The organism is Acinetobacter sp. 809848 (genome assembly GCF_000581275.1).
Taxonomy (GTDB): Bacteria; Pseudomonadota; Gammaproteobacteria; order Pseudomonadales; family Moraxellaceae; genus Acinetobacter; species Acinetobacter pittii.
In genome coordinates this window covers 1-14,268 of sequence record NZ_JEXG01000001.1, presented here as the reverse complement: position 1 = coordinate 14,268, position 14,268 = coordinate 1, and the positions used below count along the sequence as shown (strand labels likewise).

The window sequence follows — 14,268 nt, the reverse complement described above, 5'->3', positions numbered from 1 at the left end:
AATTATCGAACAATATCTTAGCTAAGGGTGGTCTACAAACCCAATTTTTTTATTTAGAATAAATTTTTAATTGCCTTATAAATCTTAATCAAGTGATTCATTTCATAAGATTAATATGAACCGGAGATAATTTATGCAATGGACTAAACCAGCTTTTACTGATTTACGCATTGGTTTTGAAGTTACAATGTACTTTGAAGCACGTTAATCAGTTTCATCAAATATGTCATAAGCCCTAGTCTTGTTCTAGGGCTTATCTCTTTCTAATAAGATATTAATTTTATGTATATTTATGTTTTAGGTTCAGCTGCCGGAGGCGGGTTTCCGCAGTGGAATTGTAATTGCCCGAATTGTCATGGTGTGCGCACAGGTACAATCCAAGCCAAAGCCCGTACTCAATCATCGATTGCTGTTTCTGAAAATGGAACAGACTGGGTTTTATTAAACGCGTCACCTGATATCCGTCAGCAACTCTTCGAATTTAAAGCAGCGCAACCAGCGCGTAAATTACGTGATACAGGAATAACAAGCGTTATTTTAATGGACAGTCAGTTAGACCATACCACTGGGCTTTTAACCTTACGTGAAGGTTGCCCAATGAATGTATGGTGTACAGAAATGGTCCACCAAGATTTAACGAACGGCTTTCCAGTATTTAATATGCTCAAACACTGGAATGGTGGTCTTCAATATCATGAGATTAACCCTAAACAAGCTTTTAAAATTAATGGTTTCGAAAATTTAGAATTTTTACCCTTAATTATTAAAAGTGCAGCTCCACCATATTCACCGCATCGAAATGACCCACATGATGGCGACAATATCGCTTTAATTATCAAAGATCATAAGACACAAAAACAGTTGTTCTATGCTCCGGGTCTTGGAAAAATTGACGATCAAATCATGCAGATTATGCAGAGTTCAGACTGTGTCATGATTGATGGTACGCTTTGGACAGACGATGAAATGCAACAAACAGGGGTTGGAACTAAAACTGGCCGCGAAATGGGGCATTTATATATTAGTGGCGAAGGTGGTTCACTGTCTTATTTAAACAAGCTGAGTACACCTAAAAAAGTGCTGATTCATATTAACAATACCAATCCAATTTTAAATGAAAACTCTAGTCAGTTTGCTGAGCTTAAAGCAAATGGCGTAGAAGTTGCCTATGACGGCATGCAGATTGAACTCTAAGGTGAAACATGACTCAAACACCTGAAGCTTTAACGACTGAACAATTCAAACAAGCCATTATCGATAAAGGCCAGTATTATCATATCTATCATCCATTTCATGTGATGATGTATGAAGGTAAAGCGACCCAGCAACAAATTCAGGCTTGGGTTGCAAACCGATATTACTATCAAATTAATATTCCGCTTAAAGATGCGGCGATTATGGCAAATTGCCCCGATCAACGAGTCCGTCAAGAATGGATTCAACGCATGATCGATCAAGATGGTGAATATCCAGATGGCGGTGGTCGGGAAGCATGGCTACGGTTAGCTGAAGCTGTGGGCTTGAGTCGTGAACAAGTTATTTCTGAAGAGTTAGTTTTACCGGGCGTTCGCTTCGCGGTAGATGCTTATGTAAACTTTGCACGCCGTGCTTCATGGCGTGAAGCAGCAAGCAGCTCTTTAACTGAACTTTTTGCTCCACAAATTCATCAATCAAGACTTGATTCATGGCCACAACATTACCCATGGATTGATGATAAAGGCTATGAGTATTTTCGTTCTCGTTTGAGTCAGGCACGCCGTGACGTTGAACATGGTCTAACGATTACGCTTGATTCATTTACAACTTTTGAGCAACAAGAACGAATGCTTGAAATATTGCAGTTTAAGCTGGATATTTTATGGAGCATTTTAGATGCTTTAACACTTGCACATGTTCACAATGAAGCACCGTATCACAGCGTGACAAGCAACCGAGTTTGGCACAAAGGACTATTTAAATGAATAAAGAGCAGTTTGATTTAAACCTTGTGCCAACATGGCGACAAGGTTACCGTTTTCAGTTCGAGCCAGCTCAAAATGGTTTTGTGATTTTATATCCTGAAGGCATGATCAAATTAAATGAAAGTGCAGGGGCAATTGGACAATATATTGATGGGCAGCAAAATGTTTCTGCAATTATTGCTCAGTTAAAGCAAAAATTTGGTGATATTGCTGAGATAGATCAAGATGTAGTGGATTACATGCTGGTCGCACAGCAGCAACACTGGATTGATTTAGTATGACAGAAGGTGTTGGCCTGCCTTTATGGTTATTAGCGGAGTTAACTTATCGTTGTCCGCTACAATGCCCATATTGCTCAAACCCCTTGGACTACGCTCAGCATAAAAATGAGCTAACCACTCAAGAATGGTTTGATGTTTTTGATCAAGCACGTCAAATGGGTGCTGTTCAACTTGGTTTTTCTGGCGGTGAACCTCTAGTACGTCAGGATTTAGAACAACTCGTTGCACATGCTCATCAACAAGGGTTTTATACCAACCTCATTACCTCAGGCATGGGCCTTACCGAACAACGTATTGCTGATTTAAAACAAGCGGGTTTAGACCACATTCAAGTGAGCTTCCAAGCGAGTGATCCTGTTGTAAACGATGCCTTGGCAGGTTCAAAGCATGCTTTTGAACAAAAGTATGAAATGTGCCGATTGGTTAAGAAATACAATTATCCAATGGTGCTTAACTTTGTTATTCATCGACATAACATTGACCAGATTGAACAAATCATTGAACTTTGCCTTGAGCTCAATGCAGATACAGTCGAGTTGGCAATTTGTCAGTTTTATGGATGGGCTTTTCTAAACCGCCAAGGTTTATTACCCACCCAAGAACAACTGACACGAGCTGAACGGATTACCAATGAATATCGAGAAAAATTAAAAGCGCAAAATCATCCTTGCAAACTCATTTTTGTAGTGCCTGATTATTATGAAGAGCGACCAAAAGCCTGTATGAATGGTTGGGGTAAAATCTTCTTTACAGTTGCTCCAGACGGTATGGCGCTACCTTGCCATGCAGCACGACAATTGCCAATTTCGTTTCCAAATGTCCGCGAACATAAATTGTCAGATATATGGTACAAGTCAACTGGATTTAATCATTTCCGTGGCGATGCATGGATGCCAGAAGGGTGCCGTAGCTGTCCCGATAAAGACCGTGACTTTGGCGGATGTCGTTGTCAGGCCTATATGTTGACTGGAGATGCGGCTAATGCCGATCCTGTATGTGGGAAATCGCCGTATCATCAAATGATTGAACAAGCACGGGCAGAAAGTCAGTTGGCTGCACCTTTGCAAAATTTAGTATTTCGTAATAGTAGAAACTCTAAATCTTTAAGCACCACCCAAAATATTCCAGTCCACACTATTACAGATATATAGCAAGTAGGAATACTCATGAAGCCTCGCCATATTCCAGTTTTTGATGGACATAATGACGCATTAACACGTTTATGGCTAAGTGACTATCCAGATCCTGTACATGCTTTTATTCATGAACGTTTAGTAGGCCATCTTGATTTAAAACGCTGTCAAGAGGCTGGTTTTATTGGTGGAATGTTTGCGATTTTTTTACCACCATATAGCTATGTGCAACAGCATCATTCCAATAAATTATTTGATCAGAATGCTTCTGATTTTACGCAACAGCAAATTGAACAAATTTGCTTGGAACAACTCGATTTAGCTCACCAACTTGCTCAGTATTCTAAAAATATTAAAATTTGCACCTCGGTTCAAGATATTCAAGATTGCAGAGCAGAGAAAAAGCTAGCAATTGTATTGCATATGGAAGGTGCAGAAGCTTTACAACAAAATCCTGATTTACTCGATGTATTTTATGAAAGAGGCTTACGTAGTATTGGCCCCCTCTGGAATAGACCTAGTCGTTTTGGACATGGTTTAAATGCTAAGTTTCCTCACTCACCTGACACTGGAGCAGGTCTTACTAGCGATGGCAAAGATTTTATAAGACGCTGTGCCAATAAAAAGATGGTGATTGATGTTTCACATATGAATGAGAAAGCTTTTTGGAATACTGTAGATATATTGCAGCAGCCAATTGTAGCAACACACTCTAATTCACATGCTTTATGTCCTCAAGCTCGCAACTTAACTGACCCACAACTCAAAGCAATAAGGGAAAGTAAAGGGATGGTAGGCGTAAATTTCGATGTCGCTTTTTTACGGTCAGATGGACAACGAAATGCAGATACATCGATTGATGTAATTTTGGAACATTTAGAATATTTAATGGATCATTTGGGCGAAGAACATGTGGGCTTTGGTTCAGACTTCGATGGTGCACTTATAGGTACTGAACTTGAAGATGTGACAGGCCTACATCGCTTAATTGAACGTATGCAACAGCGTGGTTATTCTAAAACACTGATTGAAAATATATGTCTTAATAATTGGGTGAGGGTGCTTAATAGAATTTTTGGTCAATAATGAATGTCTAAACAGAGTTAATCTACAGAATCATAACTATTTTTTTATTGGCCGAAATGACTAAAAAAAATACAAACAGTTTAATTGTCAACCATTCGGTATATTCACTACACTCAATCTTACTGAATGTAAGAACATTTGGTATTTCAGGTCTTTTGTGGTTTTCACATCACCCATTTCTTTATGAGAAGTAGAAATGGGTTTTTTTTATCCTAATTATATAAACGTGACAGTCATCACAATAATCACTAATTATTGGTAAAAACCCTCAATCCCATCTTGACTAAAAGTTCAGCATTAAATACATTTGTAATATATTTTTAAAGATAATAAGATTGCATAAAGCGATTCATAATACTGCTTAATCCTGAAATACAGTGAAAAGCCTATTCTTTTTAGAATAGGCTTTTTGCTTTGTATCAAAATTTATTTTTCGGGATTATTTTTCTCTTCAATTAACATAAAAAATAAACACCTTACAAAAGCGGAGCAAATCAAAGCCGTTAAATAACAAATTTTATGCTATTAATTTAAGCTAATTTCTCAAAAGTTACTCCGTTAATCGAAGAGGTGCAAAATGTTAAAGTCAATTATAGTATTGGGAACAGGTATCGCGATTGGGATGTGTATGTACAAGAAAAAGCAAAAAAATAGCAAAAGCTTTACCACGGATAGTGATACAGACTCATTGATTAGTAAAGACACTGCTAAAAATAAAGATGATGGTTCGCTGGATAACGCAGTACAAGTTTAGAATTAAATAAAAAGGGTTCAGTTAATGAACCCTTTAATTTTGATTAAAAGTAAATTTTTTAATAAGTAATATTTACATTGAATAGATTAACTTAAAAATAATATTTAAATTAAATAATCACTCAACTATTCATTTAATTATTACAAAAATATGATTAGAACAAAGAAAACACTTTCATTATTAAAATTTACATATTGTATCAGTGCAATCTTTATTATTGTCGATGCGGATAATAAAAAAATGGAGACTAGTATGTCAAAACGCCATATCTTAAAAGAAGTGAATGCTAAAAGTATGTGTGGTATGGAAATCGTTGTCGAACAAATTTATGAAAATATCAATGAAAAAAACTTTATAGACGTTGAATTGGAACAGAGCTGGTTACCACTTTCTAAAATTGTGATTTCGGATAAAGTCATCAATTTAGATCCAGATAATAGCTTTGCTCATCCTAGAACAGGTAAAGTCTTTAAAGTCCTTAATTCTTAATCGTTTTCCTGTCAGTAGACTTTTCATATTTCTAAGTCATTGAGGCGAAACATAGATACGTTTCGCCTCAACCCACTTAACTAAGAATTAATTTTCTTTTTGGAAAATAGTTTCTCTGCGGCTCCCAACACAAAAATAAAGAACACGGGAACAAAAAAGATGGCCAAGATGGTGGCAGATATCATACCTCCAAATACCCCTGTACCTAATGCATGCTGAGTTTCCGAACTTGCTCCAGTTGCAATGACCAATGGGATAACACCACAGGTAAAGGCAAGGGAAGTCATCAAAATTGGGCGTAGGCGTAACTTTGCTGCTGCAACGGCTGCTTCAATTAAAGTCATGCCTTCTTCTTTGAGCATCTTTGCAAACTCAACAATTAAGATCGCATTTTTGGCAGATAAACCAATAATAGTGATAAGACCAATTTTGAAGAAAATATCGTTTGGCATTCCTCTTAACATAATGGCTAATATTGCACCAAAGATTCCTAAAGGAACAACAAGCATGACAGATGACGGAATTGACCAACTTTCATAAAGTGCAGCTAAAACTAAAAACACGACTAACATTGATAAAGCAATAAGAAATACCATTTGAGATTCAGATTGCTTTTCTTGTAGTGAAATGCCTGTCCACTCATAACCAATACCTTGAGGAAGTTTAGCAATTAACTTTTCCATTTCTCGCATCGCATCACCTGAAGATACCCCTATGTTAGGCACTCCAGCGATACTTAATGATGGTCGGCCATTGTAGCGATTATATTGCTGCGGCAACTTATTCCACTGAGGAATCACGACCTCGGATAAAGACACCAGTTGTCCGTTTGCGCCTGCAACCTTTAAACACAAGATATCTTTTAAATGCATTCGTGATTTTGCATTGGCTTGAACAATAACTTGCTGCATTCTGCCTTGATTTGGAAAATCATTGATATACATCGATCCCATTGAGGTCGAAATAATATCCGAAACAGAAGCAAAGCTTACTCCTAGAGTGTTTAATTTCTCGCGGTCGATCTTCAAGCTAATATTGTCACCTTGAGGTAAACCTTCTGGGTAAACCATGTAAAATTTTTTGTTTTGGGCCGCCATTTCCATAAGCTTTTCTTGGGCCGAAATTAAAGCAGGCATTCCTAAATTTGCTTTGTCTTGTAAACGCAAACTAAAGCCTGAAGATGTACCCAATTCATCAATGGCAGGGGGAAGTACAGACATAGTTGTACCTTCTTTACTGTTTGCCATTTCTGCATTTATGAAGTTGGTATAGTCAGTAGTAGATTTATCACGCTCGCCAAAATCTTTTAAGGTTGTAAAAGCGAGTGCAACGTTTTGGCCAGCGCCACTAAATCCCCAACCCATAATTGAAATATTGCTTTTAACATCCGACTGCTCATTTAAATGGTTTTCAAAATCTTTCACAATTTTTGTTGTACGTTCAGCAGTCGCATCTGAAGGTAATTGGAACGACGTTAAAAACCAGCCTTGATCTTCCTCTGGCATAAAAGCAGTTGGCCAATATTTCATGCCTGCAAAAGTTAAACCTGTAATCACCACAAAAATAATTAAAGTCGGAATAGTATGTTTAACGACTTTAAGTAAAATCGCTTCATATTTTTTTGTGACTTTATCAAAGCTACGATCAAACCATGCATAAAAACCTTTCTTTTGATGATTTGCATCAACAGGTTTTAATAAGGTTGCACAAAGTGCAGGGGTGAGTGTTAAAGCTAAAAATGCCGAGAATAAAATTGAGACTGACATCGTAATGGTAAATTGGCGGTAAATAATACCGACCGAACCACTTGCTAAAGCCATTGGTAAAAATACGGCTGCCAACACCAAGGTAATACCAATAATCGGACTGGTAATCTCTGTCATGGCTTTAGAAGTCGCTTCTTTAGGAGATAGACCTTCGGTTGCCATAATTCGTTCTACATTCTCAACGACTACAATCGCGTCATCGACAATAATCCCGATCGCAAGCACCATACCGAACATAGTTAACACATTAATTGAGTAACCGGTTAAAAGCATGATGGTAAAGGTGCCAAGCAGGGCAATTGGAGCGACAATCGCAGGAATTAAGGTATAGCGAACATTATGAAGAAATAGATACATCACAATGAAGACCAAAACCATGGCTTCAATTAATGTATGAACGACCTTTTCTATCGAAATTTTAACAAAAGGTGCAGTATCGTAAGGAACGCTAAATTGCATGCCTTCAGGTAAATTTACTTTTAGTTCTTCAAGTTTCTGTTTTACCGCATCTGCTGTTTTTACTGCATTTGCACCAGGGCTCAACTGAATGGCCGCAGCTGTTGCAGGTTTACCATTTTCTAAAATCGCAAAATTATATGACTGAGCTCCCATTTCTACATCGGCGACATCCGACAACTTAATATTGGCGCCGCTAATATTGCTCTTTAGACTAATATTTTTGAACTGCTCTACATTTTCAAGCTGTCCTTGAGCGGATAAAGGTATGGTAATTAATTGACCATTAACTAGAGGACGATCACCAAGTCTACCTGGTGCAATATCGATATTATTGTTACGAATCGCATTATTTACATCACTAATCGATAGACCATAAGAAACTAATTTATTTGGGTCTACCCAAATTCGCATCGCTTTTTCAGCACCAAAGGACTGAATTTTTCCGACACCGTCAACACGTTTAAGCTCTTCGACCACATTACGAACCAGATAATCGCTTAAATCGACTTCTGAATAACGATGGTTAGGTGAGTTTAAACCGACAAGCATTAAAAAGCCTGAGGACGATGCCTCTACAGCTAAGCCTTGTTGGCGGACGACTTGGGGTAAGCGTGCTTCAACCGCTTTAATTTTGTTTTGTACGTCGACTTGTGCCATATCCACATCGGTACCGGGTTTAAATGTCGCGGTAATTTCAGCGGTTCCTGAAGAATCCGTTGTAGCACTATAGTAGAGTAAGTTTTTTACTCCTGACATTTCCCGTTCAATGAGGGTAATCACACTATCATTAATCGTTTTGGGAGTAGCGCCAGGATAACTTGCTGTAATGTTCACTTCGGGTGGAGCGACACTCGGAAAGCGTGCAATGGGTAACTTTGGAATACTCAGCACACCAAATAGAATGATAAAAATTGCAATTACCCATGCAAAAACAGGACGGCGAATAAAGAATTGAGACATCATTTAGCATCTCCTTGCTTCACCGTATTTTCTGTTGAGGCCGCTTTCCATGCTGAAATTGCTAGTTTTTGGTTGGGCTGGATACGCTCTATACCTTCAACGACAACTTTTTCGCCTGCTTTCAGCCCTTTATTGATGAGATAAAACTGCTCATATTGTTGCCCTAACTCTACTGAGCGAACATCTGCGCCACCTTTGGCATTCACTACATAAACTTGAGGATCGCCATTCATATTGCGCTGAATAGCTTGTTCTGGCACGAGTAAGGCCTGAGGAACCGAAGCACGCTCAATATTAACGCGGACATACATACCCGGCAGTAATTTTCTTTCAGGATTGGTCACTTCAATACGAATGGTGACATCCCCAGTTTCAGGGTCCACATTAATATCTTCAAACAGCATTTTTGCTGTAACATTATAGGGCTGTCCCAAACTATTCAAAATCTGTACAGCTTTTTGATTGTTGGCAGACAACTCACCACTTTGTAGAGCCGCCTGTAGGCGCTCATATTCTCCAATAGACTGCTTTACATCGACATAAACGCGGTCAATTTGTTGAATGGTCGCCATAGTATTGCTATCAGCCTGACTAACCAAAGCGCCTTCTGTTACGAATGATTTACCAATACGTCCGGAAATCGGTGCTCGCACTGTCGCATACTGTAAATTAAGATTTTGTCGAGCTAATAATGCTTTCATTTGAGCAACATCTGCAATCGCTTGTCGATATTGCGCTTCGACATTACTTACTTCTTGCTTGCTAATCGCATTACTTGGTAAAAGTTGCTGATAACGCTCAAGTTGTATTTTTAAGCGGTTTACTTCTGCTTCAGCTTTATTTAAACCCGCTCGATTACTATTTACATCAGCCTCAAATGTTTCTGAGTTTATTTTGTATAGAGGTTGTCCAGCTTTAACTTCACTACCTTGAGCGAATAAAACTTTTTCGATAATACCGCCAACTTGAGGACGAATTTCGGCAGTTCTGAAAGCGTGAACGCGCGCCGGTAGATTTTCACTAAAGTTAATAGACTGCGGTTGAATTGAAATAACGGTAACCTTAGCCGTAGATACATGTGTTTGATCACTTACTTGTTCATTGCCACAGCCGTTTAACACAAAAACGAAAGATAAAACGAATGGAACTAAAAAATGCTTTTGCACTTTTATAACACCTAATGGACTTCTAGATGCTGGCATTATTTTTGATGTGTGTGTAACCAAAATCACGAATATGTGGAAAAAGTGTGGAGATCTATCAAAAAATACGCGTATGATAAATCAAATTTTTCCCACGTCTTATTGCTATGTTCGAGTCAACCTTTACGTTTAATTGTCAGGATAAGCTTATTCTTGTTGTAGAAGATGAATATGATATTGGCGATATTATTGAACATTATCTTAAGCGTGAGGGTATGCGTGTTGTACGGGCTATGAATGGTAAGCAGGCAATTGAAATACACGCAGCGCAGCCTATTGATCTGGTGATTCTCGATATAAAAATGCCGGAACTGAGCGGGTGGGAAGTACTGAATAAAATTCGGCAAAAAGCAGCAACACCAGTCATTATGCTTACGGCTTTAGATCAAGAAATTGATAAAGTCATGGCTTTAAGAATTGGAGCAGACGACTTTGTCGTAAAACCCTTTAACCCAAATGAAGTGGTCGCACGTGTACAAGCAGTACTAAGACGTACTCAACAAAACCAGCAAACTCCTAACCGAAATCTGATTTATAAAAATATTGAGGTGAATACCGAAATTCATACTGCTTACATCCATTCGGGCGATCAAAAACAAACACTCAATTTAACTCTAACTGAGTACAAAATTTTATTACTGATGTTACCGCATCCTCATAAAGTCTTTACTCGTTCAGAGCTCATGAATCAGTGTCTACCAGATCGAGATGCATTAGAACGTACGGTCGATAGTCATGTCAGTAAGCTACGAAAGAAAATAGAAGATCTGGGTTTACGAAATATGCTCATCAATGTTCGCGGTGTAGGCTACAGGTTGGATCATCCACATGAAAAATAAAACGGGCATTAGTAAACAACTGATTATTGCACTGAGCTTTACCAGTCTAAGTGTTACGCTGAGTTCGCTAATTTTAGGTTATGGCACCTACTATGTTGCAATTGAAGTAGGGCTTATTTCTCTCGAAAAGCTGAAAGAAAGTGATGAGTTTTTTCACTATCTAGATGGTATATGGTTATTCGCCGTGCTTCTATTTGGCACAGCATTATCAATTATTTTAGGCATCAAGCTTGCTCAACGCTTTATCGTGCCTATTAATCTATTAGCCGATGCAGCTAAGAAAATTAGTCATGGGGATTTAAGCGCACGAGTTGAAAAACCGACGCATCATTCTTCTGAAATTGGTGAGCTCATGGATAATTTTAATGATATGGCTCAAAAACTGGAAGCCTCAGTTGAAAATGCTCATGTCTGGAATGCCGCAATTGCACATGAGTTAAGAACGCCAGTCACCATTTTGCAAGGTAGGTTGCAGGGGATTATTGATGGTGTTTTTGAAGCTGACCCTATTTTATTTAAAAACTTACTGAATCAAGTAGAAGGTCTTTCAAACCTAGTCGAAGATTTACGTACATTGAGTCTTTTTGAAAACCAACAGCTTAGACTTAACTTCGAAACGATTTGTTTTAATGAAACTGCTCACAAAGTCGTGCACATGTTTGAAGAAAAATTAGAAAAAGCTCAGCTTAAAGTCATTTTCGATATTGAAGCGCCAAAAGTTGAGTGTGATCAACGGCGAATTGAACAGATTTTAATTGCTTTACTGGATAATGCTACACGTTATGCAAATCCGGGAAAGTTAATTGTTTCAACGAGACAAGAACAAACTAACTGGATTCTTGAAATAGAAGATGAAGGACCAGGCATTTCAGCTGAGCATCGTAAAGATTTATTTAACCCTTTTTTCAGGTTAGAACAATCAAGAAATAAAGAGTTAGGCGGCACTGGGTTAGGTCTTTCGGTTGTACAAGCCCTTGTCATTGCCCATAAAGGTCAAGTCGATTATTTAAATCAACACTCACATAGCATTTTTAGAATAAGCATTCCTCAATAATGATCGCTTTTGTACAACCTTTAACGCTTTAATTAAGAGAAATTGCATTTCATGACTCGTGATTAACTAAAAAATAGGATAATTTGTATATAAAATTTTTAAGTAAATACTGATTTTTTATGATAATTGAGATAGAAACCCATCCACTTGAGCCATTTTTACCTGAAAATGCCCGTTTATTAATGTTAGGCAGTTTTCCACCGCCACGTAATAAATGGAAGATGGATTTTTACTATCCCAATTTCCAAAATGATATGTGGCGTATTTTCGGTTTGATTTTTTTCCAAGACAAAACTTACTTTTTAAGTGAAAGCCAAAAAAATTTTAATGAAGAACGTATTCGAAACTTCTTGATTGAAACTGGTATTGCAATCTTTGATACCGCTTATCAAATTAAGCGGTTGAAAGGGAATGCCGCAGATAAATTTCTTGAAATAGTAACACCAACAGATCTTGCAGTTTTACTTCAGCATATTCCTTTATGTCAAACCATTATGACCACAGGCGATAAAGCAACTGATACTTTAATATCAGTTTTACCAGAGCACACCGAAAAACCGCTTATAGGAATGTCTACCTCGACTTACTTTGCAGGACGTAACATCAATTTATACCGCCTACCATCTTCTTCTAGAGCATATCCATTAGCGCTAGAGAAGAAAGCAGAGGTTTATCAAAAATTCTTTAAAGAGATAGGCATTTTATAAGTAAACTTGAAATGCTGTTACATCATCCATTCAACTGGCAAATATGAAACAGCTTTAATCATGGTACGTTGGAAAAGGCTCGTATCTGGGTCTTTTTCATATTCAACAATCTTTCCATTCGACTGATAATCTAACCAAACAATTTTGCCTTCACTATTTAACTTAAGCTGGTAAGCAACTTGAGGTAAATGCTGATCGAGCATGACTGAAATTTGCGCTTGTAATTGACTCGACTCGATAACAAGACCGACCTCTGTATTTAAGTAGGTCGAACGCGGATCAAAGTTAAAAGAACCAATAAATACTTTACCGTCTACATCAAAAAACTTGGCATGTAAGCTCGATTTATTTTTACCTTTTGCAGGGATCACACTTCCAGTCACCACTTCATACCAAGTTCTGCGTCTGCGTTCTAAAAAGGGCTTAAACTCAAATAGTTCTACACCACTTTTGAGCATTTCGACTCGATATTGACTATAAAAGGCATGCACAATTGCCACATCATTTGCAGCAAAAGAGTTGGTTAAAACCCTGACTTTAACACCTTGCACCTTGAGTTGTTTTAAATAATAAGTGCCTTGTTGGGTAGGAACAAAATAAGCAGAAGCTAATTCGATATGCTGCTTTGGTTCACCCATAATCTTTAGGACTTGCCCATAAAGCATTTCTTCTTTAGCGGCCAGTCCTAAGATTTTTTTAGGTGAATCAGCAACAAAATATGCTTTTGACCATTGGATTGGATAGTGCTCTAAAAGTTCTTTTAAATAGCTTTGAGCATCGTAAAGCTTATCTTCAGTTTGAGTATGATTCTCACTTTCATGAATTAAATCATGGTAGTGCTGCCTTAGTGTTTGCAAATGGTGAACAGCACATGTTCCCACTAGCTCAGTAGCATTTTGACTTAAATCACTTTGCCAAAAATCATTAAAGACAGACTGTGCATGTTGTACGGTATGTCCATAAAATAAAATATCTAGATCTGTAAACTGAAATTTACTACTTGCGTCAAAATACTCACTACTAATATTTCGACCGCCTGTTACCGCAATCACGCCATCCGCAATAATTAACTTATTATGCATGCGATGGTTTACTTTTTTGAACCGAAAAATATAGTCTAAAATTCTTAAATATCTAAACTTGTATGGATTGAATAATCGAATTTCAAAATTGGGGTGGTGGAGAAGGCTTCTAAGAACTCCATCCAGCTTTACTCCATTTTGATCGTCAATGAGTAACCGAACTTTTACGCCACGATCTGCCGCCGTTAGTAACTCGTGCAGCATTAAGTTTCCAACAAAATCATTTGTCCAAATATAATATTGTAAATCGATTTTTTCTTTTGCATTTCTAATTAGATACATACGAGAAGCGATACTGATAAAGGCATCATCTAATGCCACAAAAGCAGTCAGTCCTTGTTCTGTTTTTTTTGTAGCTTGCTCATCATTCAACCAATTAAAGCTATTCGTCACTATATCATTCTCATCAGGGTCGTATGTACCGTTATACGAAGGTGTATGTGTAAAGCCCCAAGCATTTAATGCCATACTACTATACTGCTGATAAATTTGATT

The 14,268-nt window shown here is 37.7% G+C and carries 14 protein-coding genes; 11 read left to right on the top strand and 3 right to left on the bottom strand.

Going from position 1 to position 14,268, the window contains the following annotated elements; all coding sequences use genetic code 11:
- Window positions 1-133 precede the first annotated feature (133 nt).
- The 8 genes from pqqA (at window position 134) to J536_RS05065 (ending at window position 5,704) form a co-directional block, all read left to right on the top strand.
- Window positions 134-208 carry a pyrroloquinoline quinone precursor peptide PqqA gene (gene pqqA, locus J536_RS24895; RefSeq protein WP_001982218.1) on the top strand — a complete coding sequence of 25 codons (75 nt, stop codon included), beginning with the start codon at window positions 134-136 and terminating at the stop codon, window positions 206-208.
- 74 nt (window positions 209-282) lie between these two features.
- Window positions 283-1,194 (top strand): pyrroloquinoline quinone biosynthesis protein PqqB, encoded by a 912-nt coding sequence (gene pqqB / locus J536_RS05095; protein ID WP_032057585.1) that lies wholly within the window; start codon window positions 283-285, stop codon window positions 1,192-1,194.
- An 8-nt stretch (window positions 1,195-1,202) separates the two neighbouring features.
- The gene (gene pqqC, locus J536_RS05090; RefSeq protein ID WP_032057587.1) at window positions 1,203-1,961 is read left to right on the top strand and encodes a pyrroloquinoline-quinone synthase PqqC; all 759 of its coding nucleotides are present in this window, start codon (window positions 1,203-1,205) and stop codon (window positions 1,959-1,961) included.
- On the top strand, window positions 1,958-2,242 hold the full coding sequence (pqqD, locus tag J536_RS05085) for a pyrroloquinoline quinone biosynthesis peptide chaperone PqqD (RefSeq protein WP_005069244.1): 285 nt from the start codon (window positions 1,958-1,960) through the stop codon (window positions 2,240-2,242). Before pqqC ends, pqqD begins: the two co-directional genes overlap by 4 nt.
- Complete coding sequence (gene pqqE / locus J536_RS05080) at window positions 2,239-3,393, top strand: pyrroloquinoline quinone biosynthesis protein PqqE (RefSeq protein WP_032057588.1); 1,155 nt, start codon at window positions 2,239-2,241, stop codon at window positions 3,391-3,393. Before pqqD ends, pqqE begins: the two co-directional genes overlap by 4 nt.
- A 15-nt stretch (window positions 3,394-3,408) precedes the next feature.
- Window positions 3,409-4,461 (top strand): dipeptidase, encoded by a 1,053-nt coding sequence (locus J536_RS05075; RefSeq protein ID WP_032057589.1) that lies wholly within the window; start codon window positions 3,409-3,411, stop codon window positions 4,459-4,461.
- A gap of 577 nt (window positions 4,462-5,038) precedes the next feature.
- Window positions 5,039-5,215 carry a hypothetical protein gene (locus tag J536_RS24890; protein ID WP_002113575.1) on the top strand — a complete coding sequence of 59 codons (177 nt, stop codon included), beginning with the start codon at window positions 5,039-5,041 and terminating at the stop codon, window positions 5,213-5,215.
- A 252-nt stretch (window positions 5,216-5,467) separates the two neighbouring features.
- Complete coding sequence (locus tag J536_RS05065; protein ID WP_016806236.1) at window positions 5,468-5,704, top strand: hypothetical protein; 237 nt, start codon at window positions 5,468-5,470, stop codon at window positions 5,702-5,704.
- An 80-nt stretch (window positions 5,705-5,784) separates the two neighbouring features.
- On the opposite strand, the gene J536_RS05060 is transcribed toward J536_RS05065, so the two are convergent.
- On the bottom strand, window positions 5,785-8,892 hold the full coding sequence (locus tag J536_RS05060; RefSeq protein ID WP_032062257.1) for an efflux RND transporter permease subunit: 3,108 nt from the start codon (window positions 8,890-8,892) through the stop codon (window positions 5,785-5,787).
- Window positions 8,889-10,055 carry an efflux RND transporter periplasmic adaptor subunit gene (locus J536_RS05055; protein ID WP_032057592.1) on the bottom strand — a complete coding sequence of 389 codons (1,167 nt, stop codon included), beginning with the start codon at window positions 10,053-10,055 and terminating at the stop codon, window positions 8,889-8,891. Before J536_RS05055 ends, J536_RS05060 begins: the two co-directional genes overlap by 4 nt.
- 143 nt (window positions 10,056-10,198) lie before the next feature.
- Between J536_RS05055 and adeR the strand changes: the two genes are divergently transcribed.
- From adeR to J536_RS05040, 3 genes are all read left to right on the top strand, one after another.
- Window positions 10,199-10,930 (top strand): efflux system response regulator transcription factor AdeR, encoded by a 732-nt coding sequence (adeR, locus tag J536_RS05050; protein ID WP_002113657.1) that lies wholly within the window; start codon window positions 10,199-10,201, stop codon window positions 10,928-10,930.
- On the top strand, window positions 10,920-11,984 hold the full coding sequence (gene adeS / locus J536_RS05045) for a two-component sensor histidine kinase AdeS (protein WP_032052128.1): 1,065 nt from the start codon (window positions 10,920-10,922) through the stop codon (window positions 11,982-11,984). The genes adeR and adeS overlap by 11 nt, the downstream gene beginning before the upstream one ends.
- Window positions 11,985-12,103: 119 nt before the next feature.
- A complete protein-coding gene (locus J536_RS05040; protein ID WP_032062255.1) occupies window positions 12,104-12,691 on the top strand; it encodes a uracil-DNA glycosylase family protein in 588 nt (195 codons plus the stop codon).
- Between the two features lie 17 nt (window positions 12,692-12,708).
- On the opposite strand, the gene J536_RS05035 is transcribed toward J536_RS05040, so the two are convergent.
- Window positions 12,709-14,268, bottom strand: a 1,560-nt coding sequence (locus J536_RS05035; protein WP_032062253.1) for a phospholipase D family protein, incomplete at its 5' end; no start/stop codon positions are given.